Below are 26,107 nucleotides of genomic sequence, written 5' to 3' on the forward strand. Positions count from 1 at the left end.
TCTTCTGCAGTGCCCTGCGATGATGGGTCCTGTGACCGGGCGATTGGTGTTGGCGGGGACGCCTATTGGGGACGTTTCGGATGCGTCGCCGCGGTTGGGGCGGGTGTTGGGTACGGCGGATGTGGTGGCGGCGGAGGATACGCGGCGGCTGCGGCGGTTGACGGGGGATCTGGGGATCAGCCTGAGTGGGCGGGTGGTCAGCTACTTCGAGGGGAATGAGCGGGAGCGGACGCCGGAGCTGCTGGAGGCGCTGGTGGCGGGGCAGACCGTGGTTGTGGTGACGGACGCGGGGATGCCGAGTGTTTCGGATCCTGGGTACCGGCTGGTGGCGGCGGCTATCGAGGCTGAGATCGAGGTGACCGCCGTACCGGGGCCGTCGGCGGTGTTGACGGCGCTGGCGTTGAGTGGGTTGCCGGTGGATCGGTTTACGTTTGAGGGGTTCTTGCCGCGGAAGCCGGGGGAGCGGTTGCGACGGCTGACCGAGCTGGCTGACGAGCCCCGGACGATGGTGTTCTTCGAGGCGCCGCACCGGCTGACGCAGTCGCTGGAGGCAATGGCCGAGGCGTTCGGCGACGATCGCCGTACGGCGGTCTGTCGCGAGCTGACGAAGACGTATGAAGAGGTCAAACGCGGCCCGGTCGCGGACCTGGTCGCCTGGTCGAAGGACGGCGTACGCGGCGAAATCACGGTCGTCGTCTCCGGCGCGGACCCGAACAAGGTCATGACTCCGGAGGACCTGGCCCGCGAGGTCGCCGTCGACGAAGAAGCCGGCACGCCCCGCAAACAAGCCATCTCCGACGTCGCCAAACGCTTCAACGTCCCCAAACGCACCGTGTACGACGCCGTACTGGCCAACCGCAAATAACTGTCGGACCCGCCTGATAGTCGTTGGGTGTGATCAGCGACAGCGACCTGCAGGCGCTCGTCGTGCGCGCCAAAGCGGCGACGTACGCCGGTGACGGCGACCTGTACGCCGAGGGTCGCTTCCTCGGCGGGTTCACGTACGGCGACGGCCAGCTCACCTATGTCGACGAGAACACCGGCGAGGTCGGGCGGTTCGAAGGCGTCGAGCACATCAGCGGCGCGGACGGGACGCCGTACTACCGGCTGCAGTACCACGGCGGCCGGATCGTTTGAGCCGTGGTCAAGCGGACTGACGCGCGGCACTACCCTTGAGGTATGTCCGAGAAGGCCTATTACGTCACGACCCCGATCTACTACGTCACGGCGCCGCCGCATATCGGTAGTGCTTACACGACGGTGGCTGGGGATGTTCTGAGTCGTTGGCACGCGCAGCGGGGTGAGCGGAAGTGGTACCTGACGGGTACTGACGAGCACGGCGAGAAGGTGCTGCGCAGCGCCGAGGCGCAGGGGGTGTCGCCGCAGGAGTGGACGGACAAGCTCGTCGAGGAGGCCTGGAAGCCGGCCTGGGTCGACATCGACGTTCAGTACGACGACTTCATCCGGACCACCGAGCCCCGGCACACCGAGCGGGTTCGTGAGTTCGTCCAGAAGCTGTACGACCAGGGCGACGTCTACAAGGGTCAGTACGAAGGCCTGTACTGCGTCGGCTGCGAGGAGTTCAAGCTCCCGGCCGACATCAAGACCGCCGAGGACGGCACCCAGCTGTGCCTGATCCACGGCACCGAGGTGGAGACGCTCTCGGAGACGAACTACTTCTTCAAGCTTTCGGCGTACGCCGATCGGCTGCTCGCGCTGTACGAATCGCAGCCGGACTTCGTGGCCCCGACCAGCGCGCGCAACGAGGTCATCGCATTCGTCAAGCAGGGCCTGCAGGACCTGTCGATCACCCGCTCGACCTTCGACTGGGGCATTCCGGTCCCGTGGGACGAGAAGCACGTCCTGTATGTCTGGGTCGACGCGCTGCTCAACTACGTCACGGCCGCCGGGTACGGCGCTGACCCGGAGCGCTTCGAGAAGCTCTGGCCGGCGAACGTGCACCTGGTCGGCAAGGACATCCTCCGCTTCCACGCGGTGATCTGGCCGGCGATGCTGATTGCCGCCGGCCTGCCGGTTCCGAAGCAGGTGTTCGCGCACGGCTGGCTGCTGGTCGGCGGCGAGAAGATGAGTAAGTCGAAGCTGACGGCGATCGCCCCGCACGAGATCACCGACCACTTCGGTTCGGACGCCTTCCGGTACTACTTCCTGCGGACGATTCAGTTCGGCTCGGACGGGTCGTTCTCGTGGGAGCACCTGAGCGCGGTCTACACCTCCGAGCTCGCCAACGGCCTGGGGAACCTGGCCAGCCGGATTGCCGCCATGGTCGGCAAGTACTTCGATGGTGCGCTGCCCGAGGCGACTGACCACGGACCGGCCGAGCAGGCGCTGGCCGACAAGCTCGCTCAGGCGGTTGCCGCGGCCGAGCAGGCGATCGAGACCCTCGCGTTCCATGACGCGCTGGCCGCGATCAACGACCTGGTCGGCGCGGTCAACGGGTATGTCTCCGAGCAGGAGCCGTGGAAGGTGGCGAAGGACGAGTCCCAGCGGGACCGCCTCGCCACCATCCTGTACACGTCCGCCGAGGTGCTGCGGGCGGTCGCCGTACTGCACAACCCGACGATGCCGAAGACGTCGGAGAAGCTGTGGACCCTCCTCGGCGCCGAGGCCAAGCTCGGCTCGCTGGCTGACCAGCGTGTCCAGGACGCCGGCACCTGGGGCCAGCTCCCCGCCGGCTCCGTCCTCACCAAGGGCGACCCGCTCTTCCCCCGGCTCGAAGAAGCCTGAGCCGCGGCCGGCGCCACCATCAGTGGATGGTGGCGACCGGCTGCTGGGTGATGTGCCGCTTGCGGGTCGGCATGCCGAGCATCGGGTTGGCGACGCCGACGTACGCGCCCCAGCAGATGATCTCCTTGTACGTCGCCGCGATCCGCCCGCGCAGTGCGGACTGCTTGGTCCGGTCATCCGCGGTGACGAACTGGATCAGCCCTTCCTTGCGTCCCAGGCTGATGCACTGCTGGAAGTAGCGGATCGTGGTGTTCGGCAGCTTCCCGCCGGTCAGCCGCGCGGCGAGCGCATCCGCCGCCTGGTACGCCGTGAATGTCCCCGAAGCGCACGACATCCGCAGCAACTGACCGTCGGAGCCCTTGGCCTGAGCCGCGTCACCGACCGCGTACACGTCCGGGTGCGAGACCGACGCCATCATGTCGTCGACCACGATCTGACCGTTCGGCAGCGTCTCGAGGGACGTCGCCGCCGCAATCGGGTGCACCGCGAACCCGGTGGTCCACACGGTGACATCCGACGGAATCGCCGTACCGTCCGCGGTGACGATCGCGTCAGCCTCAACCCGGGCGACCTTGGTGTGTTCGTGGACGGTGATGCCGAGGCCAGCGAAGACCTTCCGCAGGTGCGCCTGTCCCTTCGTCGAGACCCAGTCGCCCAGACCACCGGCCGCGACCAACGCAACCTTCAGGTCCGGCCGCGCCTCCGCGATCTCGGTGACACCCTCGATCCCGGTCAGCCCGCCGCCGACCACGGTGACCGTCTGCCCGGCCGTGAGACCGGCCAGCCGCTCCCGCAGCTTCAGCGCACCCGGCCGGCTGGCGATCTGCTCGGCGTACTCGGCCACCCCCGGGATGCCGTGGTCGTTCACGCGGCTGCCCAGTGCGTAGACGAGCGTGTCGTAGCCGAGCTCCTCGCCATCGTCCAGGGCCACGGTCTTGGCGGAGACGTTCACGCCGGTCACCTTGGCGAGCCGCAGCACGATTCCGGTGCCCTTGAACACCTCGTCGAGCGGGCGCGGCTTGAGCTCCCGCCCGGAGGCCAGTTCGTGCATCCGGACCCGCTCGACGAAGTCGGGCTCGGCATTGACGACGGTGATCCGGACGTCGTCGCCGTGCAGCCGCCGAGCCAGCCGGCCAGCCGCGACAGCTCCGGTGTAGCCGGCGCCGAGAACAACAATGCGGTGCTTCATAAGCGTGCTCCTGTCTGCGTGGTTATGCCTCCTGAACCAGATGGCCCACGCATTCCTGACACACTTCAGATGTGAAGCAGCTCACACGCCATTCACCAGGCGCGGATTAGGGGGTCGCCGTGGTTGGTGGTGTTCCAGCGGGCGGTGGCGCGTTCGAGTTTGTCGGGGTTGACGGCTGAGTGGATCGCGGTGATGCCGTCGGCGGTGACCTCGAGGTTCATGATGCCGACGACGCGGTTGTCGACCACGATGACGATCGACGGTTCGCCGTTGGCGATGTCGGCGTACGCGTCGGGGCTGCCGCCGATGTAGGAGCGCTTGATCTCGGCGGGTTTGAACAGGCCGCGGATGAACGTCGCCACGGCCTTCACGCCGACGAAGGCGCTGGCGCGGGCGGGGACCTTGCCGCCGCCGTCGCCGACCGCGATCGCGTCACCGGTCAGCAATTTCACCAGCGGTTCGGTCCGGCCGCTGGTGGCCGCGGCGAGGAACTCTTCGACGATCCGGCGGGCGGTGGCCTGGTCGACCTCGGTTCGGGCCTTGCCGTCGGCGACGTGCTGTTTGGCGCGGTGGAAGGTCTGCTGGCAAGCGGCTTCGGTGCTGTCGAGGATGGTGGCGATCTCGCGATGTGAGTAGCCGAAAGCCTCTCGCAGGACGTAGACCGCGCGCTCGTTCGGCGTCAGACGTTCCATCAGCACGAGGACCGCGATCGAGACGGAATCACGCTGTTCGGCGGTCTCGAGCGGGCCGAGCATCGGGTCGCCGGAGAGGAGCGGTTCCGGCAGCCATTGGCCGACGTACGTCTCGCGCCGGGCCCTGGCCGAGGTGAGCTGGTTGAGGCACAGGTTGGTGAGCGCCTTGGTCAGCCACGCCTCGGGGACCTCGATCCGGTCCCGGTCGACGGCCTGCCAGCGCAGGAACACCTCCTGTACGGCGTCCTCCGCCTCGGCGGCCGAACCGAGCATGCGGTAGGCGATGGCGCCCAGGCGCGGCCTGGATGCCTCGAAGCGGTCGACATCGCTGATGGTCAGGGACACCTGGACAACACTAATGCCGAGTCAGACCCCGGCGGTCGCGTGGTAGAGCGCCGCGGCCTGGGTGCGACTGGTGACGTCGAGTTTGGTCAGGATGTTGGCGACATGGAACTTCACCGTGGACTCACTGATGTGGAGTTCGTCCGCGATCGAGCGGTTGCGCGAACCCTCGGCGATGCGTTCGAGGACCTCTAGCTCGCGAGTCCCCAGGGCAGCCAGCGGGTCTTCGAGGGGATGCGGTGTCGCGCCGGGTTTGAGAGTGATCCGGGCAGTCAGACCCCAACCGGGTACTGCTTCCAGCTCCAGTTGGCCATCGCCGAACCGGAGTCGTTCGGACAGCTGACCCAGGACCAGTACGCCGTTCAGCTCGCCCGGACCGTCGTCGCGCACGGTGGCGTGCAGGTCGGTGCCGTTCCACTGCCAGCCGACGCGGATCCGCCGTACGGCGTCCTGGGTGAGCATCGCCAGCACCACCGAGCGGACCGCCACCCGCGCGGAGTGCGCGAGGTCGCCCGGGACGAGCTTGTCGTTTCCGGGAGCGTCGAGTTCGAGCTCGACCGTGGTGTGCCGGAGCAGCCCCCGCAGCGAGTCCGCGAGCCGGTCAAACGCGCGCGCAGCCGGTTCCTCACCGTGGTACCGCTGATCCTGCCGGGTGTCCGTCCGCAGCTCGGCCAGCGCGTTGAGCGCGAGCTCGACCGCGTTCGTGCGGGCGGCTGCGTCGTCGATCCGCTGGTTCCGCAGTACGCCGAGGAGGGTGGCGAGCGTGGCTGCGTGCGCCTCACCCAGTTCCGCGGCGACCTCGAACCGCGCCCCGGCGACCGCTCTGGACTGCGCTGTCGCGCTGGGCTCGCCATTCAGAGTCAGCCGATACATGTGGATCGTGACGAGGTCCCACAGCGGCTGGATGTACGCGTCCACCTCGGGCACAGCATCGTCGTACCGGCGCAAGAGCAGCAGGATCGAGCCGCGGGGTGCGCGGTCGCTGGCCACGGCCAGGGCATGGTGCTCCTCGCCGGCGATGGTCAGTACGCCGTGCCATGGGCGGCCCGCGGTCACCGTCCCGAGGAGGCCGGCCAGCTCGGCGCCCGTGATCGCCCGGGCGAGCGACGGTTCGCCGTACGTGTAGACCGGCGTGGTCGCGCACTGACTGGCCAGCTGCGCGATCGCCCGGTGCGGGATCACGTCCGCGAGCGAGGCCGACAGTCGGTGCAGCATCTCTTCTGGCGGCCCGTCGAGGATCTGCGCCGCCACCGTGAGTACGTCGTGCATGTCCTTCAGCGTACGTCGGTTGACGTATCCACCCGAGCCCGTCCTTCGGCCAGTGCACAACTGTCCGTTCGGCCAGTCGGGAATATCCCCGGCTGGTAGAGCATTCAATTGAAGCATCAAGCAAATTCTCTGGAGGCATCAATCATGCAAGCGGTGGTATTCGAGGAGTTCGGCGGTCCCGAGGTACTGACGGTGCGCGACGTACCGGAGCCGCACGCAGGCGCCGGCCAGGTCCGGATCAAGGTCCAGGCGGCCGGTGTGAACCCGATGGACTACAAGGTCCGCCGGGGCTATATGCAGGGGATGTTCGACGTGACCTTCCCGGCGACGCCGGGTCTCGAGGTCGCCGGTGTGGTCGACGAGGCCGGTGAAGGCGCTGCCTTCGCGGTCGGCGACGAGGTCGTCGGCTGGGCGGCCACCGGTGCGTACGCCGAGTTCGCGATCGCCGGCAATGTGACGCTCAAGCCCGAAGGCGTGAGCTGGGAACAGGCGGTCGGCCTGCCGGTGGCCGGTGAGACCGCGCAGCGCGTGCTCGACCTGCTCGGCGTGAAGTCCGGCGAGACCATCCTGATCCATGGCGCCGCGGGTGCCGTCGGCTCGATCGCCGTACAGCTCGCCGTCGCCGCCGGCCTGAAGGTCGTCGGTACGGCGTCGGTGCGCAACCACGACTTCCTTCGCACGCTCGGCGCGACGCCGATCGAGTACGGCGACGGTCTGGTCGACCGCGTTCGCGCGGCGGCGCCGCAGGGGATCGACTCGGCGTTCGACACCGCCGGTCTGGGCGGTCTGAAGGAGTCGATCGAGTTGCTCGGCGGTCCCGAGCGCATCGTCACGATCGCCGACTTCAGCGCCGGTGAGCTCGGCATCCACGCCTCGGCCAGCGGCACGGCCACCCCGGAAGAGGTGCGTGCCGGTCTCGACTCGCAGCTCGCCCTGGCTGCCGCAGGCAAGCTCACGGTGCGCGTCGCCGAGACCTTCGCCTTGGCCGACGCTGGGAAGGCCCAGGAGGTCAGCGAGGGCGGTCACGCCCAGGGCAAGCTGGTCGTCCAGCCGTAATTCCGTGGTCTCGCGGCTGACTGTGTCCCTACAGTCAGCCGCATGACCAATGTTCTGTCTGCTGTTGCCTGGCCGTATGCCAACGGCCCCCGGCATATCGGCCATGTCTCCGGGTTCGGTGTGCCCTCCGACGTGTTCAGCCGGTACTCGCGGATGGCCGGTCACGACGTACTGATGGTGTCCGGAACCGACGAGCACGGTACGCCGATCCTGGTCCAGGCCGAGCAGGAAGGCGTGAGCCCGCGCGAGCTCGCGGATCGATACAACCGAGTGATCGTCGAGGACCTGCAGGGACTGGGGTTGTCGTACGACCTGTTCACCCGGACGACCACCCGGAACCACTACGCCGTTGCCCAGGAACTCTTCAAAGTCGTTCACCGCAACGGATATCTCGTCCCGCGGACCACGCAGGGCGCCATCTCGCCGTCCACCGGACGCACTCTGCCGGACCGCTATATCGAGGGCACCTGCCCGATCTGCGGGTACGACGGCGCCCGCGGTGATCAGTGTGACAACTGCGGTAACCAGCTGGACGCCATCGACCTCCGCAACCCGCGCAGCCGGATCAACGGCGAGACCCCGCTGTTCGTCGAGACCGAGCACCTCTTCCTCGATCTGCCCGCACTCGCCGACCAACTCGGCGGTTGGCTGCAGACTCGGTCCGGTTGGCGGCCGAACGTGCTCAAGTTCGCCCTCAACCTGCTGGACGACGTGAAGCCGCGCGCGATGACCCGCGATATCGACTGGGGGATCCCGGTGCCGCTCCCGGGCTGGGACGGGAAGCGGCTGTATGTCTGGTTCGACGCGGTCATCGGGTATCTGTCGGCCAGTATCGAGTGGGCCCGCCGTACCGGGGACCCGGACGCGTGGCGGCGCTGGTGGTGCGATCCCTCGGCCGAGTCGTACTACTTCATGGGCAAGGACAACATCACCTTCCACGCCCAGATCTGGCCGGCCGAGCTGCTCGCTCACAACGCGGCCCCGGGCCCGTACGGCGTACTGAATCTGCCGACCGAGGTGGTCAGCAGCGAGTTCCTCACGCAGGAGGGGCGGAAGTTCTCGTCGTCGCGTTCGGTGGTGATCTACGTCCGCGACGTGCTGGCGCGGTACGGGCCGGACCCGTTGCGCTACTTCCTGTCGGTCGCCGGGCCCGAGACTCAGGACACGGATTTCACTTGGTCCGAGTTCGTCCGCCGCAACAACGACGAGCTGGTCGGTACCTGGGGCAACCTGGTGAACCGGACCGCCTCGATGATCAACCGCAACTTCGGCGCGATCCCGGCCGCGGGGTCGTTGACGGACGCCGACCAGGATTTGCTTGCCAAGAGCAACCAAGCCTTCGGCGCGGTCGGCGAGTTGCTACGGCAGCATCGAATCAAGCAGGCCTTGGGTACGGCGATGGGCAACGCCGCCGACGCGAATCAGTACCTCTCGCAGCAGGCACCGTGGAAGGAATCGGACCTGGATCGCCGCGGCACGATTCTGCACGTCGCCGCGCAGGTGGTGGCCGACACGAACCGCCTCCTCGCGCCCTTCCTCCCGCACTCGACCCAGCAAGTGCACACCGCACTCGGCGGGACCGGCGACTTCGCACCGAGCCCCGAGATCCGCGAGGTCGACGACTTGGACGGCGGACCGTCGTACCCGATCATCACCGGCGACTACACCGGCCAGCCCCGCTGGGCCTCGGTCCCGATCGTCCCCGGTACGCCGGTCGCCAAGCCCACCCCGATCTTCGGCAAACTCGGTCCGGAGGTCGTCGAGGAGGAATTGGCGCGTTTGTACAAGCGCGACTGACGGAATCAGTCGTACGGTCGAGGTATGACTGACTATCTGGCACGAGCTGAGATCGACATCGAAGCGACTCCGGAGCAGGTCTGGGCGGTACTGACCGATCCGGAGCAGCTGAAGGAGCTGTGGTTCGGATCGGACGTGGAGACGGACTGGGTGGTCGGCAGCCCGATCACCTGGACCGGCGAGTGGGAAGGCAAGCCGTTCCAGGACAAGGGCGAGATCCTCGAGGTCGACCCCGGGCGGCTGCTGCGGTTCACCCACTACAGCCCGCTGACCGGGCAGGACGACGTACCGGAGAACTACCACACGCTGACCTGGACGCTGGACGGATCGACGCACCTGACGCTGACCCAGGACAACAACGCAAGCCCCGAAGAGGTTGAGCATGCGAACGGCATGTGGTCACAACTGCTGGGCAAGGTGAAGAGCGCCGCCGAAGTAATCTAGGCCGCATGGGTTCAGATGGTGTGGAGGTCGAACGGCCGACGCGGGAGCGGGCGGCGGTCAGTGAGGACGGGCGATCGCGGGATCGGAGCAGGCCGGCGGTGCCGGATCCGTTGCCGATGAGTGTGGTCGACGCACACTGCCATCTGGACATCGCCGACGGCGAGGACGGGGCCTGGCTGAGTCCGGCCGAGGCGATCAAGCTTGCTGCGTCGGTGGGTGTCACGCGGATCGTGCAGGTCGGTTGCGACCTGCCGGGGTCGGCGTGGGCGGTCGAGGCGGCGACGCAGTACAAGAATCTGATCGCCGGGGTCTCCCTGCACCCGAATGAGGCGCCGAAGTTGAAGGCGGCCGGTGAGCTCGACAGCGCGCTCGCCGAGATCGAGCGGCTGGCGCAGAGTTCACCGAAGGTCCGGGTGATCGGCGAGACCGGTCTCGACTACTTCCGGACCGGCGAGGACGGTCGCGACGCGCAGCACGAATCGTTTGCCGCGCACATCGAGTTGGCCAAGCGGCTCGACAAGACGTTGATGATCCACGACCGCGACGCGCACGACGACATCCTGAAGATCCTGGATCGCGAAGGTGTCCCGGATCGCCTTGTCATGCACTGTTTTTCGGGTGATACCGAGTTCGCGCGCGAGTGCGTCAACCGCGGTGCGTTCCTGAGTTTCGCCGGGGTGGTGACCTTCAAGAACGCCAACTCGCTGCGCAACGCGCTCGCCGTGACGCCGCTCGACCGGGTGCTGGTCGAGACCGATGCGCCGTACCTGACGCCGTCTCCGCACCGCGGGCAGCCGAACGCGTCGTACCTGATCCCGCACACGGTCCGGAAGATGGCCGGCACGCTGAACATCTCGGTCGCCGAGTTGTGCGAGGCGCTCAACAAGAACGCCGATCGGGCGTTCGGAGGGACCTGGTAGATGGAGTTCAGTGAGGTGGTCCGGCGGCGCCGGATGGTGCGGAACTACGACGCCGACCGGCCGATCCCCGACGAAATCCGCGAGCGGATCCTGGAGAACGGTCTCCGGGGCCCTTCCGGCGGGTTCACGCAGGGCTGGGCGTTCCTGACGCTGGAGGGTGACGACCGCGAGCGGTACTGGAAGATCGCGGCCGCGAACCCCGATGAGAAGTATGTGGAATGGATCACAGGCCTGCGCCGGGCGCCGCTGCTGATTCTGGCCTTCGCGCACAAGGACGCGTACCTCGATCGGTACACCGAATCCGACAAGGGCTGGACCGACCGCGACGAGGCCCGCTGGACGGCGCCGTACTGGATCGTCGACACCGCGATGGCGTCGTTGCTGATGCTGCAGACAGTGGTCGACGAAGGCTTGGGAGCCTGCTTTTTCGGGCCTCCGGCGGAAACCGTGCCGGCCTTGCTGGCCGAGTTCGGCGTGCCGTCCGGGTTCGACCTGATCGGGCTGATGTCGGTCGGCTACCGGGCGCCTGACAAACGTTCGCCATCCCTCAAGAGAGGACGCCGTACGACGGCCGAAGTCGTGCATCGGGGGCAGTGGGGGAATCACGCGGTGTAGTGGGCCCATTACACCTTTTTGCGACTCGCCGACTAGAGGATTGGCTTTAGCGCGACATCTTCGTTACTGTCCCGTGATGTTGGCCGGGATCGGGGAAGATGCCGGACAGCACGCCCCTCGGCGTCGACCGTGGTAGCCGGACCACCAGTCCGGAGATTGTGGCCGGTGCCTGTGCTGTCCCACCTCGTGCCCGGGTAGCCCTACCTGGGAGCATTAGTGCGTAAGTCCATCATCGCGGCTGTCGGCGCGACCGCCGCGTTCGCCGTCATCGGTGGCTCCGTGGCCTACGCCGCGAAGAGCAAGACGGTCACTCTCTCCATCGACGGCCAGGTGCAGAAGGTCCACACCTTCGGCTCCACCGTCTCCGACGCCCTCAAGGCCGAGAAAGTTCAGGTCGGTGACCACGACGTGGTTGCCCCGGCCATGGACTCGAAGCTGCAGGACGGCCAGGAGATCGCGGTGCAGTACGGCCGCCAGCTGACTGTCAACGCCGACGGCGTCAAGAAGGCCTTCTGGACCACGGCCGACACCGTCACCGAGGCACTCGCCGATCTGGGTCTGCGCTACGACAGCTCGGCGTTCTTCTCCACCAGCCGGAGCGCGCCGATCGGGCGCGAAGGACTGGACCTGGTCGTCAAGACCCCGAAGACCGTCTCGATCGTCCGGCAGGGCAAGGCCTCGACCGCGAAGCTGATGGCTTCGACCGTCGGTGAGGCGCTGACCGCCGCGAAGATCGCGTGGGACAAGGACGACAAGATCACCCCCGCGCCGACCACGGTGCTCAAGTCGGGTGTGAACACGATCGGTTTCGTCAAGGTCGACCTCAAGCGGGTCACCAAGACCGAGCAGATCGCCTATGGCAGCGACAAGACCGAGTCCGCCACGCTGGTCGAAGGCACCAAGAAGGTCACCGCGCCGGGTAAGACCGGTTCGAAGACCGTCACCTACCTGTACACGTACCTGGACGGCAAGCTCAGCGCCACCAAGGTCGTGACCACCAAGGTGCTCACCGAGGCCGTCGACGAGAAGGTCACGGTCGGTACCAAGCCGAAGCCCGAGGCTCCGGAGCCGCCGGCCAGCGGTAACGCCGGCGCCTGGGACCGGATCGCGCAGTGCGAGTCCGGTGGTAACTGGCAGTCCAACACCGGTAACGGGTACTACGGTGGTCTGCAGTTCAGCAGCGGCACCTGGGCCGCCTACGGTGGCCGGGCGTACGCGCCCAACGCCCACCTGGCGAGCAAGGCCCAGCAGATCGCGATCGCCGAGAAGGTCCGCGCCGCGCGCGGCAGCTACGGCGACTGGCCGGTCTGCGGCAAGAAGGCCTGACCTGTAATAGTGGCGAGGTGACCTCGTCTGATTCATCCACTTCCGCCGGACCGAGACTCCTCGGTCCGGCGGAAGTGCGTTCACTGGCCGCCGCGCTCGGCGTCCGCCCGACCAAGCAGCGCGGCCAGAACTTCGTCATCGACCCGAACACCGTCCGCCGGATCGTTCGGGCCGCGGACCTGTCCGCGGACGGCGAGACCGTGCTGGAGGTCGGGCCGGGGCTCGGTTCGCTGACCCTGGCGTTACTTGCCGAAGGCCACCGGGTGACGGCGGTCGAGATCGACCCGGTGCTCGCAACCGCGTTGCCGTCGACCATCGCGACGTACGCGCCCGGTCAAGCCGCTGCCTTCACGGTCGTCGAGGCGGACGCGATGACGGTCACGCCGGACGAGATCGGTTCGCCGACGGCGTGCGTGGCGAACCTGCCGTACAACGTCGCCGTACCGGTCCTCCTGCACCTCCTGCAGGTCTCGCCGTCGCTGCGGCACGGGCTGGTGATGGTCCAGTCCGAGGTTGCCGACCGGCTGGCGGCCGGTCCCGGTTCGCGGACGTACGGCGTACCGTCCGCCAAGGCCGCCTGGTACGCCGACGTGCGGCGCGCCGGTCCGGTCGGGCGGAACGTGTTCTGGCCGGCCCCGAATGTCGATTCCGGTCTGGTTGCCTTCTCGCGCCGTGAGCCACCTGTCACCGCAGCGTCGCGGGAAGAGGTGTTCGCGGTGATCGAGGGAGCCTTCTCGCAGCGCCGCAAGACGATCCGCTCCGCGCTGGCCCGCTGGATGCCCGACCGCGCTCAGCTCGACGAGGTGTTCCGGATCACAGGCATCGACCCGGGACTGCGCGGCGAGATGCTCGGAATCGCCGAGTTCGCCGCACTGGCAGGCGCAGGACAGTCGTTGTCGTCCGGTTGATGCCCTAGCCTGTGCCCGTGCCACCTTCTGCTGAGGTCACGGTGCGGGCACCGGCCAAGATCAACCTGGGTCTGTCGGTCGGTCCGCCGTTGCCGGACGGCTTCCACCCGGTGGCCACGGTCTACCAGGCCGTGGCGCTGTACGACGACGTGACCGCCGTACTGCGGGAGGACGACCCGGCGATCTCGGTCGAGATCAGCGGCGACTTCGCCGACGAGGTACCGACCGACGACACCAACCTCGCGGTCCGCGCAGCCCGCCTGCTGCAGGCGGAGTACGACGTCGAAGAAGGCGTCGAACTGACCATCCGCAAGACCATCCCGGTCGCCGGCGGAATGGCCGGCGGCTCAACCGACGCCGCGGCAACCCTGGTCGCCTGCAACCGCCTGTGGGGCCTGCAGCTGTCGCAAACCGAACTGCAAGGACTCGCGGCCGAGCTGGGCAGCGACGTACCGTTCTGCCTAGTCGGCCACACCGCCCTCGGCCGCGGCCGCGGCGAACAGGTCACCGAAGTCATGTCCCGCGGCGTCTTCCACTGGGTCTTCGCAATCGCCGACGGCGGCCTCTCCACCCCCGCCGTCTACGCCGAGCTCGACCGCCTCCGCCCCATCCGCCGCGTCGAACCACCCCAGGTCCGCCCCGAACTCATGTCCGCCCTCCTCTCCGGCCGCCCCGAAGCCCTGGCCATTGCCCTCAGCAACGACCTCCAAGCCGCTGCTTTGTCGTTGCGCCCCGAACTGGGCGAAACCCTCCAGTTCGGCCTCGACCAAGGCGCCCTCGCCGCCATGATCTCCGGCTCCGGCCCCACCTGCCTCTTCCTCGCCGCCGACTCCCGCTCCGCCGTGGACCTGGCCGTAGAACTCGCCGAATCCGGCCTCTGCCGCATGGTCCGCCAAGCCGAAGCCCCCGTCCCCGGCGCCCGAATCCTCCCCGCCTCGGTGGCCAGGTAGTAGACTTAGCTAACCTAGCTAAGGAGTGCCCTGGGATGAGCGAACCCGCGACGCAGTTCAACATCCATGAAGCGAAGACTCAGCTCTCGCGCATCATCGACAGAGTCGAGCACGGTGAGACCGTCATCATCAGCCGCGCAGGTCATCCAGTAGCCCAGGTGGTTCCCCTTCCGAAGGTGCAGCGGCGTTCGGGGCGCGGATCGCTGGCCGGCCGACTGACTCGGTCCGTCGACTGGGACTCGCCGGAGACGAACGACGAGATCGCCGACGACTTCGGTATGCCGTCGTGAACCAGACAAGACTCCTGTTGGACACCCATGTCCTGCTGTGGTGGCTCGAGGACAGCCCCGAACTGTCTGACGAGCTGATGAACCGCATCGACACCGAGCTCGAGGTCTACGTCAGTGCGGCGACGATGTGGGAGCTTTCGATCAAATCGGCCTCCGGCAAGCTGACCCTGCCCGACGATCTTCATGACTGGATCGCGCGGGGCGGCTTGAGCGATCTGCCGATCAGCATGCGGCATGCGGAGCTCGCCGGTCGGCTACCGGTGATCCACCGCGATCCGTTCGACCGGATGCTGATCGCGCAGGCGTTGACCGAGCGGATGGTGCTGGTGACACGCGACGGTTTCATTCAGCAGTACGACGTACCGATCCTCAAGGCGTAATTCGGTCGCCGGCTGGAATCGGGTGGTGTTACGTTGCGGGTGATCCATCGATCGGCGAAGGAGGACGGCATGCGGTGCTCAGTGACCTGCCTGACCAGGACAGTTCACTTCGAAGCATTCGCGAGGACCGTTGAACTCTTTGACGATGGGTATCGTGGCGCATGTCGACGCCGGTAAGACCAGCCTGACCGAGCGGCTCCTGCATGCCGCCGGCATCATCGACCACGTCGGCCGGGTCGACGACGGCAACACCCAGACCGACTCCATGGACCTGGAACGCCGCCGCGGCATCACCATCCGCTCCGCCGTGGTCTCGTTCACCCTGGGCGACCTCCCGGTCAACCTGATCGACACCCCCGGCCACTCCGACTTCATCGCCGAAGTCGAGCGCGCCCTCTCCGTCCTGGACGGTGCCGTGCTGGTGCTGTCCGCAGTCGAGGGCGTCCAAGCCCAAACCCGCCTCCTGATGCGAACGCTGACCCGCCTGCGCATCCCCACCCTCCTGTTCATCAACAAGATCGACCGCGTAGGCGCCCGCGACACCTCCCTACTAGCCGACATCAACCGCCTACTCACCCCACACGCCCTACCCATGACAACGGTCGAGAACCTGGGCACCCGCACAGCCACGATCTCCCCACTCTCTGACTTTGGGGAGTTCCTTGCTGAGCGCAACGACCTCTTCCTGCAGCGTTACCTGGAAGACGATCTGCGTCCGGCCGACTACGAGGACGAGCTGCGCCGCCAGGTCACCGCCGGCCACGCTCACCCCGTGCACTTCGGTTCCGCGATGACCGGGATCGGCGTACCGGAACTCATCTCCGGCATCCGTTCCTGGTTGCCGCGAGCAACTGGTGATCCAGGTAATCCCTTGCAGGCAAAGGTGTTCAAGGTCGAACGCGGTCCCGCCGGCCAGAAACTCGCCTCGGCGCGCATCTTCGCCGGAACCCTCACCGCGCGCACACCCATCGACGTCCACCCCGCCGACGGAACGCCGTACCAGGTCCGTCCAACTGCAATCGACCGGTACGACGACGGCGGCCGCCGTACCGTGGCTTCCGCCGAAGCGGGGCAGATCGTCGCACTGCGCGGTCTCAAGGACATCCGGATCGGCGACCAACTCGGCGTACCGGCCGCCGTCACCGGGCAACTCTTCGCCCGCCCCACCCTGGAGACCGTCGTCACCGCCCGCGACCGCGTCAAACTCTTCCAGGCCCTCACGCAGCTGGCAGAACAGGACCCGCTCATCCAGGTCCGCCAAACCGCGGACATCACCGTCCGCCTGTACGGCGAGGTGCAGAAGGAGGTCATCGCGTCCCTCCTGGAGTCGGACTACGGCCTCGACGTGACGTTCAGCCAGACCAGCCCCATCTACATCGAGCGTCTCAACGGCACCGGTACCGCCCACCGCGACATCGCCGCCCCCGGGAACCTCTGGGCCGCCGGCCTCGGCTTCCGCGTCTCCCCGAACGACGAAGGCATCCACTACCACCTGGACGTAGAACTAGGCGGCCTCCCGAGAGCGTTCCACACCGCCATCGAGGAAACAGTCCGCCAAACCCTCCACCAAGGCCTCTACGGCTGGGAAATCCCCAACATCCGCGTAGACCTCACCCACACCGCCTACTTCAGCCCCGTCACCACAGCCGCCGACTTCCGCCGCCTGACCCCACCCCTACTACTCCAAGCAATCGCCGCCGCCGGCACCACAGTCCTAGAACCCATCAACCACTTCGACCTGGACATTCCAGCCGATTCCCTCTCCCGAGTCCTCGCCCTCCTAGCCGAAAACCACGGCACCCTCGACTCAACCACCCTCACCCCCACCACCGCCCACCTCACCGGCACCCTCCCCGCCGCCACCACCCACACCTTCGAGTCCCATCTCCCCACCCACACCCACGGCGAAGCCCTCCTCACCACCACCTCCACCACCCACCACCCCACCCCGCCGCCCTACCCCACCCACCCCCGAACCGACGGCAACCCCCTCAACCCCCACGAATACCAATCCCACCTGAACGGACCCCGATGACCACCGGCTGGACCGAAGACCCGCCGTACCAAGTCTTCACCGACCCTGCCTTCGTCCTCCGTCTACTCCTGGACCCCGGCGAGCCCCTCGACCAGGTCTGCAACGTCGACGCCTTCCTCGACATCCCCGGCAAAGGCACATGGGCCGCCACCGTCTTCTCCCTCGACGAGGTACGTCGCCTCATGGACCGCTGGCGCACCACCGGCGAGAACGCCAACGGCGCCTACTTCGCAGGAGTGGACAACATCATCGTCCGCGAGCCCGGGGTTGATTCGATCGTCGCCGCCGTCAGAGACCTTGTGGAGGAGGGCTCATACGACCTCTTCCTCGTCCAGTGCAACGACGAGGATTCCGCTGACCCGTTGGAAACGCTCCAAGAACTTATCGGCATCTCTGACGCAGACACCTCTGATGGACACATTCGCTGGTCGATCTACCAACGCGCGATGAGCATCCCGGAGGCCCACCGCGCCCTGCGCATCGCGGTCACCGACGAGCCGGACAAGACTCTGGCAACGGCCGTCGTCGTGGCTCTCTTCGACCATGTCGCTCCGCCCGATCGCGCCTCCTGGATCAACGCTCTCCCTCGACGTGCACGCGCGTTCCCAACCCGCCGTTCCGACGAGATGCTCGTAGCCGAAGCCCATCACTCCGGTCCACCACCCGTCGATATCTCCACCTGGTCCGACTGGCTCCTCCGCCGAGTCGCCGCCTCCAGCACCAGCAAGCAAACCCTGATCAAACTGGCAGCCGAGGCCCGCACCAAACGAGCCCGCAACCTGGCCGCCACACGTGCCAAGACGATCAACTTCACGCCTGCGGACTCCAGGGCCATCACAAATGAAGATGACCGGGATTCGTGAGCCTGAGCGCGCCGGTTCAGGTCAGTTGTGATGGCCCTGAGGTTCGCTCTCCAGCCCGAGGATTTGGTTCGGAGGAGTTTGAGGGAGAGTGTGGGGATGGCTGGGAAGACTTGTAGTTGTGGGCGGGCGGTTGACGGGGCGAACCCGAATGTGCGGTTCGTGCTGCCGGATCCGGTGCTGGAGTTGCCGGAGCGGGAGGGGACGCCGGGGACTTGGATGAGCCACGGCACGGCTCGGGAGTCTGTGATGATGCAGGTGCCGGGGGCCGGGCCGTTTGTTCGAGTGCTGTTGCCGATTCAGCTCGATCGTGGGCACACGCTGACGTACGGCGTGTGGTTGGCGGTCAGTCCTGATGATCTGCAGCGGACGTTCGCGGTGTGGTGGGAACCTGAGTACGCCGACCTGCGGCTCGACGGGCTGCTGGCGAACGCGATCCACCCGTGGGGACTGCTCTACACGCCGGTGACTGCCACGGTTCGCGATCCGGAGGAGACGCCGTACCTGACTGGATCTCCGGATCCGTTGCTGGCGAGGGTGCTGACGGAGACCTGGGTCCACGACGAGGTTGTGCCGCAATGAGACAGCGCCCGAAGTCTGTGGGGGACTTCGGGCGCTGCGGGGGAGGTCACTTCTTGGTGATCTCGAGGTACTGCTGCTTGGTGACGAGGCCGGCGACGGCGACGCGGAAGTAGTTCTTGCCGACGCGCGAGGACTTCACGTAGACCGAGTAGGTGCCCTTCGAGGTGACCTTGGTGGTCGCGGGGAAGATGACCCACTTCTTGCCCTCGAGGCGCTGGACCTGGACGGTGGTGTTCTTGGCGATGCCGGTGGTCTTGCCGAAGTAGCGGACCTTGGAGCCGGCCGGGACGATCCAGTCGCTGGCGTCGATGGTGACGCTCTTCTTGACGGCGGCGGTGGAGGCGGCCACCGTGGTGCTCTTGGTCTCCGCGCTGGCGGACGTGGCGCCGACGATCCCGGCGATCGCACCGGCCGCAAGCCCAAGCCCGGCAGCGGTGGCGGTAACCCGGCGAACCAACTGAGAACGAACGCGCATGATAGTGATTTCCCCTCGTGTGCAAGGGCTCCCAGTGAGCCCGCCGCCCATAGAGACGCAGCCACACACCATTTGGTTGGATCACAGCCGGATCACGAAGTCATACTGGTGGATGCCTTGGGCAACAGGAGTTGCCATGTGCCTGAAAGGGATGCCCGGAGGGTGACTCGGATGCTTGTACGACGGATGATGGGTGCCTGATGCGATTCGAACTCGACCCGCCACGCGGTGTACCGCCTCTCGAAGTCGGCATGAGCCTGGCTGAGGCCAGGGAGGCCATGGGGTGCTGGGGTTCACCGGAGGAAGTACCGGGTGGACTGACGCCGGCGCTTCGGGTGCGAGATGCTTAGCTCGCCTTTGACGTTTTCGCGCACTTCGAGGACGGAGTGTCCGTGACCGCGGTAGAGCTCTGGAGACCGCTCGGGCCCGGAGCCGCTTCGGTTGTGTGGAACGGTGTCGACGTGTTCCAGACCGCTCCAGACGTGGTGCTGCAGAGACTTCGTGAGTCTGGGGCAGACGTCGATGTGTCAGATCCTCGGAGTCCCTTCTGCCCGGACGTGACCATCGGCTTCGACAGGTCGGGAGGACCACAGTTCGCCGGGCCTGACCTACCGCCGTGGTTCGAGTCGGTGCTCGTGGCCGCGCCGGGCTACTACTCGCTTGCGTGACGTGACTCGGTCAAGTTGAGCTAGGACGATCAGGATCGCTGCGGGCGATTGCTGCGGAGGTCAACGCGATCTGTGCGAGAACTGGAGCGCTGGTCGTGTGGAGTGATGCCGGGCCGTTCGGGGCCTAGGTGGGCCAGGGCGGCTGGCTGTGTTGGTACGTCGGATAGGGTGGGGCGGTTATGGCTGCCGCTAATTTGGTCAACTTGGAAGCTGTGTCTAAGGGCTTCGGGACTCGTGTGTTGCTGGACTCCGTGAGTCTGGGGGTGGGGCGGGGGGACCGGGTTGGGGTGGTTGGGCGCAACGGGGACGGGAAGTCGACGTTGTTGTCGGTGCTGGCGCGGCGTGAGGAGCCTGATAGCGGGCGGATCACGCATATGCGGGATCTGCGGCTGGGGTATCTGGGGCAGACGGATGAGCTGAACCCGGAGGAGACCGTGCTGCATGCGGTGCTGGGGGATGTGGAGACTTATACGTGGGCCGCGGATCCGCGGGCACGGTCGGTGATGGAGCACTTGCTGGGTGAAGTTGACCTTGAGGCGAAGGTGGGCACGCTCAGTGGTGGGGAGCGGCGGCGGGCTTCGTTGGCCAAGTTGCTGATGACTGAGGTCGACCTGTTGGTGCTGGATGAGCCGACGAACCACCTGGATATCGAGGCGGTCAACTGGCTGGCTCAGCATGTGGTGGATCGGGCCGGGGCGTTGATCGTGGTGACGCACGACCGGTGGTTCCTCGACGCGGTGTGTACCAACACGTGGGAGGTGCAGGGCGGCAACATCTCGTCGTACGACGGTGGGTACGCCGCCTATGTCCTCGCGAAGGCGGAACGCTCGAGGAGCGCCCAGGTCAGTGAGGTCAAGCGGCAGAACCTGCTGAAGAAGGAGCTGGCGTGGTTGCGGCGGGGTGCGCCGGCGCGGACTAGTAAGCCGAAGTTCCGGATCGATGCGGCGAACGCGCTGATCGAGAACGAGCCGGAGCCGCGGGACAAGCTGGCCTTGTCGAAGCTGGCGACGGCGCGGCTCGGCAAGGACGTGTTCGACGCGGAGGACGTGAGTCTGAAGTTCGGTGATCGGGTGATGCTCGATCACGTGACGTTCCGGCTGGGCCCGGCGGACCGGATCGGGTTGCTGGGGCCGAACGGGGCCGGCAAGACGACGTTCCTGAAGGTGCTGACCGGGCTGCTGCCGCCGGACCACGGCAAGGTGAAGCAGGGGAAGACGGTTCGCGTCGCCAACCTGTCGCAGCATCTGGAGGAGGTCGACGGGACGGTGACCGTCCTCGACCACATCACTGCCATCAAACGTACGGCGGCGCTCGCGGGCGGCGGCGGTGAGATGACGAGCTCGCAGTTGCTCGAGCGGTTCGGGTTCACGGGTGATCGGCTGACGACGCGGATCTCGGATCTGTCGGGTGGTGAGCGGCGGCGACTGCAGTTGCTGCGGATCCTGCTGGATGAGCCGAACGTGCTGATCCTCGACGAGCCGACCAACGATCTGGACGTCGAGACACTCACCGTGCTGGAGGACTTCCTCGACAGCTGGCCGGGTGTCGTCGTCACCGTCACCCACGACCGGTATTTCCTCGAGCGGGTCAGCGACATGGTCTACGCGATCATGGGCGACGGCCGGGTTCGGCATCTGCCGCGCGGGGTCGACCAGTACATCGAGGACCTCGACGCCGGCGTCACCCGCCGTACCGATGCCAAACCGGTCGAGACCGTGGACACTCCCAAGACCGCACAGCCGCAGCCGCCGGTGGATGCGGCCGTGGTGCGGGCGGCGAAGAAGGAGCTGAACCGGATCGAGCGGCAGATCGCGAAGATCACCGAGTCCGAGGCGAAGCTGCACGATCAGATCGCCGCGAACGCGAGCAACTACGAGCGTCTCGCCGAACTCGACACCGAGCTGCGCAAACTCGGCGACGAGCGTTCCGAGCTCGAAACGCTCTGGTTCGAAGCCGCCGAACGGGCCGAATAAACACCAGCAAATGAAAATAGCTGTCGCGCCCTCCGATCCCCTGTGATTCGGAGGGCGCGACAGCTTGGGTGAGCGGGCCCCGTGCCGATCGTCGTTGTCCGGGCCCCGAGCCCCGGACACCAGCGACCGCTTTCGGCGAACCACCTCTAGCCGCCGAAGTCACCGTTTGTTCTAACTTGCTGTAGTCAAATAACCACCGACAGTGAGGACCCTAGTGGCCTCGATCACTCTGTGTCGATAGACCTCCGCTACAGCAGTCTCTCGATCTCGTTGCAACTAGCAACGATTCGGGAGATGCGAAGTGACGGGGTGTGGTTTTGCAGAATGGCGGCATCATTCTGCGGAATGTGTATACAAAAAGTCAGTGCTTTTCCAGGTCGAACGGCCGCACGAGTTCGCGCAATACCTGCGCGATCCGGGTCTGGTCCCGCGCACTGATCGACCCGAGCAACGTCCGCTCGTGCGCCAGCAAATCGGCCATGGCCGCATCTACCGCATCACGCCCGGCGTCGGTCAGTTGAACCAGTACGCCGCGCCGGTCGCCCGGATCCGGAAGCCGCTCGACCAAACCGCGTGCGGTCAGTCGATCAACCCGGTTCGTCATCGTCCCCGAGGTCACCAGGGTTTCCTTCAGCAGCTTCCCGGGAGACAGTTGGTACGGCGATCCCGCCCGCCGCAAGGCCGCCAGTACGTCGAACTCCCACGACTCGAGCCCGTGAGAGTCGAAGGCCTGGCTGCGGGCCCGGTCCAGGTGCCGCGCGAGCCGGCTGACCCGCGACAGTACCTCCATCGGGGTCACGTCGAGGTCCGGCCGCTCCCGGCGCCAGGCCTCGAGCAGCCGGTCGACCTCGTCTTCCATACTCGCGAGCGTACGCCATCAAGACTCTTGACATCAAGAGATCTCCAGTGCCTAATATATCTCGACATCAAGATAAATATCGAAGTAAGAGGTGCAGCATGCGCACGTCACCCGTCTGGAGCCCCGAGCAGTACGGCACGTACGCCGACGAGCGCGGCCGCCCGTTCGCCGACCTGGTCCGCCGGATCCGGGCCGACGACGTCCGCACCGTCGTCGACCTCGGCTGCGGTCCCGGTGGATTGACCGCGACCCTGCGCGAATCCTGGCCCGAGGCAACGATCGTCGGTGTCGACAGTTCGCCGCCGATGATCGCGGCCGCGCAGGAGTTCGCCGATGACCACCTGAGTTTCGAGCTCGGCGACGTACATGACTGGTCGGCGCCCGAAGGCAGCCTCGACGTGATCGTCACCAACGCGACCCTGCAGTGGATCCCCGATCAGCTCGACCTGCTGCCCGGTTTCGTCAAGGCGCTCCGCCCCGGCGGCTGGCTCGCGATCCAGATCCCCGGCAACGGCAACGCGCCCTCGCACGCGATCCTCCGCGAACTCGCCGCCAAGGACCCGTACGCCGAATTCGCGCGCGACCGGTCGCTGCGCCCCGACGTCCCCGGTCCGGGCGACTATGTCGACGTACTGAGTGCCGAGGGCTGTGTCGTGGACGCGTGGGAGACGACGTATTTCCACCTTCTCCAAGGTGATAACGCCGTACTCGAGTGGGTGAAGGGGACCGGCGCGCGGCCGGTGCTGCAGTCGCTTCCGGATGGATTGCGGCAGGAGTTCGAGGCCGAGTACGGCGCTCGCCTGGCTGAGGCCTATCCGCAGCGCGACTACGGCACGCTGCTTCCCTTCCGCCGGATTTTCGCAGTAGGGCAGAAGCGATGAGGCTCGACCACGTGCAGGTCTCCTGCCCGCCCGGCGGCGAGGACGTCGCCCGCGCCTTCTACCGCGACGCCCTCGGGATGACCGAGCTCGAGAAGCCCGAACTGCTCAAACCGCGCGGCGGCTGCTGGTTCCGCGCCGGCGATGCCGAGATCCACGTCGGTGTCGAACAGGACTTCCGCCCAGCCAGGAAGGCTCATCCGGCCCTCGCAACCGATGACCTCGACGCGCTCGCGACCAAGCTAGAAACAAGCGGGTATCCAGTTGCCTGGGACAACGAAACGATCCCGGGCCGCAGGCGTTTTCACACCGCCGACGGCCACGGGAACCGGATCGAGATCGTCTGACATACAGCGGCTCGCCCAGCCCCCTCAAGCCGGGCGAGCCGCTAGCTCATCACTCCGTCGCGAGCGCTCCGGCCGGTGCGACCTTGGCGGCCCGGCGGGCGGGCAGTACCGAGGCGAGCAGACCGGCCACCGCGGCGATCGCCGCAATCGCGACCAGCAGTCCGACCGGTACGGCGTACTGGACCTTGCCGTCGATCGTCTGACCGCCCATCAGCGCACTCGTCCCGGTCCAGCCGTAGGCCAACCCGAGTGCGATTCCGAGGCCGGCGGCAACCAATGCCATCAGCAACGATTCGATCGCGAGCATGCTGCGCAGCTGACGTCGGGTCAGACCCATTGCCCGCAGCAACGCATTCTCCCGGGTCCGCTCCAGTACTGACAGGCTGAGTGTGTTGCCCACGCCAACCAGTGCGATCAGGACCGAGACCCCGAGCAGACCGATGCCGACGGCAAGCAGGACATCGAAGATCTTCGTGTACTCCGTCCGCTTGGCCAGGCCACCGCTGACATCGAGCTCCTTCACCGACGGCAGTGACTGGCTCACTTCCTCGATGACCTTCGAGCCATCGGCCTTCGGATCCGAGGCCAGCCAGTACCCGGCGATCGGCGCGGTCGGCGCCAGCTTGGCGAGATCCGTCGAGGTCACGTTGAACGGATCCAGGCCGAGTCCGAGCTGCAGTGTCACCGTCAGCTTGTTCTTGCCGGAGACGATCGTGACCTTCGAGCCCTCCTTCAGCTGCAGCCGATGAAGCGTGCTGTAGTCGACCAACGCCGTACCGGACTTGAGCTTGTCGACGAGCGCGGGGTTGTGGATGACCGTGCCGGCTGTGGTCTGGTCGATGCCCGTGACCGAGTACTCCTCGCCCTTGGACTTCACGACCATCTTGTGGACCGGGACGACCTGGGTGATGCCCTTGATCGCCTTCAACTGCTCGGCGGCACTGGCCGGCATCTTCTCGTTGTAGGTCATCACCGTCAGGTCGACCGGGTACTGCCCGTCCATCGACACGTCGAACGTCTTGCGGACCGAGGCGATCCCGACACAGGTCAGGCTGATCAGCGTCACGCCGATGAGGAGCGCCGCGGTGGTGGCCGCCGTACGCTTCGGGTTCCGTACTGCGTTCGCGACCGCGATGCGGGACGGAACGCCGGCCCGTGCCGGCAGGGCGCCGAGCACCTTGATCAGCGCCGGCACCAGGAGCGTGCCGATCGCCAGCACCCCGAGGAACGAGATCACGCCACCGGCGACGCCGACGATCACCTGGTGCTCGGTTGCCGCCAGCCCCAGCAGCGCGCCGCCACCGGCGAGCAGCAAGAAGCCCAGGACCAGCCGGAAGACGCCACGCTTCGAAGCAGCCGCCGGTGCGACGTCAGGCCGCAGCGCAGCCAGCGGTGCAACCTTGGTGGCCCGACGAGCCGGTACGACGGCTGCCGCGATCGTGGCGACCGTGCCGAGCAGCAGCGGCAGGAAGATCGACAGCAGGTCGAGATGCAGCGAGACCGGCGGCATCCCCCAGTCGAACTCGCGGGACAGCGCCAGCGCCAGTGCGGACAGTGCGACCCCGAAGACCACACCGATCGCGGAGGCGATCACGCCGACTACGGTCGCCTCGGCGAGTACCGAGGAGAACACCTGGCGGCGGGACGCGCCGACACAGCGCAGCAGCGCCATCTCGCGGGTCCGCTGGGCGATCACGATGGTGAAGGTGTTGCCGATCACCAGGCAGGCAACGAAGAGCGCGATCACGGCGAACATGCCGAACACCCCACCCAGGACGTCGATGCCGTTGGTGTAGTTCTTGACCTCGTGCTCGATCCAGCCCTTGCCGGTGAAGGCCTGGACGCCGTTCGGCAGCACGGCCTGCACGGAGTCGGCCAGCGCCTGCGGATCAGTACCGGGCTTACCGGCGATCTTGACGCCCTGGATGTAGCCGTCCGGCTCGAAGATCTTGACCATGGCCGGCGTGGCGACGGCCCCCTGACCGAAGGCGCTCTTGTCGTCGATGAGGCCGACGATCTTCACGGTCCAGGACTTGTTGTTGTACGACGTGATTCGCAGCGACTGGCCCAGTGTCAGGTTGTGCTTGGCCGCGAGCTTGTTCGGCAGCGCGATCTCATTCGTTGCGGTCGGCAACTTCCCGGACGACGTACCGGGGGAGGAGATCTGGGTGGTGGGCTGCAGCGCGTCGATCGGCAGTGAGACCGGCCGGACCAGGCCCGGGAAGCTGGCCTCCATGTAGGCGGTCGCGATCGGGACCACCTCCGCGACCTGCGGCAGCGCCTTCACCTTGGCGACGGTGGCCGGGGTGATCGACTCCCGCTCGGGGTACACGTACGCGTCGACACCCTTGTACTGCGCGCCGATCGTCTCGTCGATGCCGTGTGATGCGGAGCTGTGCGCGGTCAACGCCAGGGTGCCGAAGCCGACCCCCAGCACGATCGCCAGACAGGCGGCGACCAAGCGGCCCATGTGGGCGCGCAACGAAGAAAGGAGCGAACGTCGCACG

The 26,107-nt window shown here is 66.8% G+C and carries 26 protein-coding genes; 20 read left to right on the plus strand and 6 right to left on the minus strand.

The window, feature by feature from the left end; translation table 11 throughout:
- Positions 1–22: 22 nt before the first annotated feature.
- Genes rsmI through metG (ACFTSF_RS16230) form a run of 3 tightly spaced genes read left to right on the plus strand, consistent with a single transcriptional unit; the run spans position 23 to position 2,745 of the window.
- Positions 23–865 carry a 16S rRNA (cytidine(1402)-2'-O)-methyltransferase gene (rsmI, locus tag ACFTSF_RS16220; protein ID WP_380154503.1) on the plus strand — a complete coding sequence of 281 codons (843 nt, stop codon included), beginning with the start codon at positions 23–25 and terminating at the stop codon, positions 863–865.
- 29 nt (positions 866–894) lie between these two features.
- Positions 895–1,137: a DUF5680 domain-containing protein gene (locus ACFTSF_RS16225; RefSeq protein WP_380154504.1), complete on the plus strand. Its 243-nt coding sequence runs from the start codon at positions 895–897 to the stop codon at positions 1,135–1,137.
- 42 nt (positions 1,138–1,179) lie between these two features.
- On the plus strand, positions 1,180–2,745 hold the full coding sequence (metG, locus tag ACFTSF_RS16230; RefSeq protein ID WP_380154505.1) for a methionine--tRNA ligase: 1,566 nt from the start codon (positions 1,180–1,182) through the stop codon (positions 2,743–2,745).
- Between the two features lie 19 nt (positions 2,746–2,764).
- On the opposite strand, the gene ACFTSF_RS16235 is transcribed toward metG (ACFTSF_RS16230), so the two are convergent.
- From ACFTSF_RS16235 to ACFTSF_RS16245, 3 genes are all read right to left on the minus strand, one after another.
- The gene (locus tag ACFTSF_RS16235) at positions 2,765–3,934 is read right to left on the minus strand and encodes an NAD(P)/FAD-dependent oxidoreductase (protein WP_380154506.1); all 1,170 of its coding nucleotides are present in this window, start codon (positions 3,932–3,934) and stop codon (positions 2,765–2,767) included.
- Between the two features lie 92 nt (positions 3,935–4,026).
- Positions 4,027–4,971 carry an RNA polymerase sigma-70 factor gene (locus ACFTSF_RS16240; RefSeq protein WP_380154507.1) on the minus strand — a complete coding sequence of 315 codons (945 nt, stop codon included), beginning with the start codon at positions 4,969–4,971 and terminating at the stop codon, positions 4,027–4,029.
- 21 nt (positions 4,972–4,992) lie between these two features.
- The gene (locus ACFTSF_RS16245) at positions 4,993–6,237 is read right to left on the minus strand and encodes a LuxR C-terminal-related transcriptional regulator (protein WP_380154508.1); all 1,245 of its coding nucleotides are present in this window, start codon (positions 6,235–6,237) and stop codon (positions 4,993–4,995) included.
- A 144-nt stretch (positions 6,238–6,381) separates the two neighbouring features.
- Between ACFTSF_RS16245 and ACFTSF_RS16250 the strand changes: the two genes are divergently transcribed.
- The 13 genes from ACFTSF_RS16250 (at position 6,382) to ACFTSF_RS16310 (ending at position 18,400) form a co-directional block, all read left to right on the plus strand.
- Positions 6,382–7,293: an NADP-dependent oxidoreductase gene (locus tag ACFTSF_RS16250; RefSeq protein WP_380154509.1), complete on the plus strand. Its 912-nt coding sequence runs from the start codon at positions 6,382–6,384 to the stop codon at positions 7,291–7,293.
- A 42-nt stretch (positions 7,294–7,335) separates the two neighbouring features.
- Entirely contained in the window at positions 7,336–9,090 is a 1,755-nt protein-coding gene (gene metG / locus ACFTSF_RS16255) for a methionine--tRNA ligase (protein WP_380154510.1), read from the plus strand.
- Positions 9,091–9,114: 24 nt separating this feature from the next.
- Positions 9,115–9,534, plus strand: a complete 420-nt coding sequence (locus ACFTSF_RS16260) for an SRPBCC domain-containing protein (RefSeq protein ID WP_380154511.1) — start codon at positions 9,115–9,117, stop codon at positions 9,532–9,534.
- Positions 9,535–9,539: 5 nt separating this feature from the next.
- A complete protein-coding gene (locus ACFTSF_RS16265) occupies positions 9,540–10,454 on the plus strand; it encodes a TatD family hydrolase (RefSeq protein WP_380154512.1) in 915 nt (304 codons plus the stop codon).
- A complete protein-coding gene (locus tag ACFTSF_RS16270) occupies positions 10,455–11,069 on the plus strand; it encodes a nitroreductase family protein (protein WP_344145430.1) in 615 nt (204 codons plus the stop codon).
- A 216-nt stretch (positions 11,070–11,285) separates the two neighbouring features.
- A complete protein-coding gene (locus ACFTSF_RS16275; RefSeq protein ID WP_380154513.1) occupies positions 11,286–12,395 on the plus strand; it encodes a ubiquitin-like domain-containing protein in 1,110 nt (369 codons plus the stop codon).
- 74 nt (positions 12,396–12,469) lie between these two features.
- Positions 12,470–13,303 (plus strand): 16S rRNA (adenine(1518)-N(6)/adenine(1519)-N(6))-dimethyltransferase RsmA, encoded by an 834-nt coding sequence (gene rsmA / locus ACFTSF_RS16280; RefSeq protein WP_380154514.1) that lies wholly within the window; start codon positions 12,470–12,472, stop codon positions 13,301–13,303.
- A gap of 11 nt (positions 13,304–13,314) precedes the next feature.
- Positions 13,315–14,253, plus strand: coding sequence for a 4-(cytidine 5'-diphospho)-2-C-methyl-D-erythritol kinase (locus ACFTSF_RS16285; protein ID WP_380154515.1), 939 nt, complete (start codon positions 13,315–13,317; stop codon positions 14,251–14,253).
- A gap of 35 nt (positions 14,254–14,288) precedes the next feature.
- Positions 14,289–14,543: a type II toxin-antitoxin system Phd/YefM family antitoxin gene (locus tag ACFTSF_RS16290; protein ID WP_380154516.1), complete on the plus strand. Its 255-nt coding sequence runs from the start codon at positions 14,289–14,291 to the stop codon at positions 14,541–14,543.
- A complete protein-coding gene (locus tag ACFTSF_RS16295) occupies positions 14,540–14,923 on the plus strand; it encodes a type II toxin-antitoxin system VapC family toxin (protein ID WP_380154517.1) in 384 nt (127 codons plus the stop codon). The genes ACFTSF_RS16290 and ACFTSF_RS16295 overlap by 4 nt, the downstream gene beginning before the upstream one ends.
- Before the next feature lie 145 nt (positions 14,924–15,068).
- Positions 15,069–16,958 carry a GTP-binding protein gene (locus tag ACFTSF_RS16300; protein WP_380154518.1) on the plus strand — a complete coding sequence of 630 codons (1,890 nt, stop codon included), beginning with the start codon at positions 15,069–15,071 and terminating at the stop codon, positions 16,956–16,958.
- Positions 16,955–17,821 carry a hypothetical protein gene (locus tag ACFTSF_RS16305; RefSeq protein WP_380154519.1) on the plus strand — a complete coding sequence of 289 codons (867 nt, stop codon included), beginning with the start codon at positions 16,955–16,957 and terminating at the stop codon, positions 17,819–17,821. The genes ACFTSF_RS16300 and ACFTSF_RS16305 overlap by 4 nt, the downstream gene beginning before the upstream one ends.
- A gap of 96 nt (positions 17,822–17,917) precedes the next feature.
- Positions 17,918–18,400 (plus strand): DUF2199 domain-containing protein, encoded by a 483-nt coding sequence (locus ACFTSF_RS16310; protein WP_380154520.1) that lies wholly within the window; start codon positions 17,918–17,920, stop codon positions 18,398–18,400.
- Between the two features lie 46 nt (positions 18,401–18,446).
- Here the strand turns inward: ACFTSF_RS16310 and ACFTSF_RS16315 are convergent, their stop codons facing one another.
- Positions 18,447–18,875 (minus strand): hypothetical protein, encoded by a 429-nt coding sequence (locus ACFTSF_RS16315; protein ID WP_380154521.1) that lies wholly within the window; start codon positions 18,873–18,875, stop codon positions 18,447–18,449.
- 392 nt (positions 18,876–19,267) lie between these two features.
- Between ACFTSF_RS16315 and ACFTSF_RS16320 the strand changes: the two genes are divergently transcribed.
- A complete protein-coding gene (locus tag ACFTSF_RS16320) occupies positions 19,268–19,543 on the plus strand; it encodes a hypothetical protein (protein WP_380154522.1) in 276 nt (91 codons plus the stop codon).
- A gap of 179 nt (positions 19,544–19,722) precedes the next feature.
- Positions 19,723–21,516, plus strand: a complete 1,794-nt coding sequence (locus ACFTSF_RS16325) for an ABC-F family ATP-binding cassette domain-containing protein (protein ID WP_380154523.1) — start codon at positions 19,723–19,725, stop codon at positions 21,514–21,516.
- A 361-nt stretch (positions 21,517–21,877) separates the two neighbouring features.
- On the opposite strand, the gene ACFTSF_RS16330 is transcribed toward ACFTSF_RS16325, so the two are convergent.
- Positions 21,878–22,375, minus strand: a complete 498-nt coding sequence (locus tag ACFTSF_RS16330; protein ID WP_380154524.1) for a MarR family winged helix-turn-helix transcriptional regulator — start codon at positions 22,373–22,375, stop codon at positions 21,878–21,880.
- Positions 22,376–22,473: 98 nt separating this feature from the next.
- On the opposite strand from ACFTSF_RS16330, the gene ACFTSF_RS16335 reads away from it, so the two are divergent.
- Complete coding sequence (locus tag ACFTSF_RS16335) at positions 22,474–23,256, plus strand: methyltransferase domain-containing protein (RefSeq protein ID WP_380154525.1); 783 nt, start codon at positions 22,474–22,476, stop codon at positions 23,254–23,256.
- The gene (locus ACFTSF_RS16340) at positions 23,253–23,600 is read left to right on the plus strand and encodes a VOC family protein (RefSeq protein WP_380154526.1); all 348 of its coding nucleotides are present in this window, start codon (positions 23,253–23,255) and stop codon (positions 23,598–23,600) included. Before ACFTSF_RS16335 ends, ACFTSF_RS16340 begins: the two co-directional genes overlap by 4 nt.
- 49 nt (positions 23,601–23,649) lie before the next feature.
- Here ACFTSF_RS16340 and ACFTSF_RS16345 read toward each other — a convergent pair whose 3' ends face one another.
- Complete coding sequence (locus ACFTSF_RS16345) at positions 23,650–26,106, minus strand: ABC transporter permease (RefSeq protein WP_380154527.1); 2,457 nt, start codon at positions 26,104–26,106, stop codon at positions 23,650–23,652.
- Between the last annotated feature and the right edge of the window lies 1 nt (position 26,107).

The organism is Kribbella sp. NPDC056951, from assembly GCF_042674205.1.
GTDB classification, from domain to species: Bacteria; Actinomycetota; Actinomycetes; order Propionibacteriales; family Kribbellaceae; genus Kribbella; species Kribbella yunnanensis.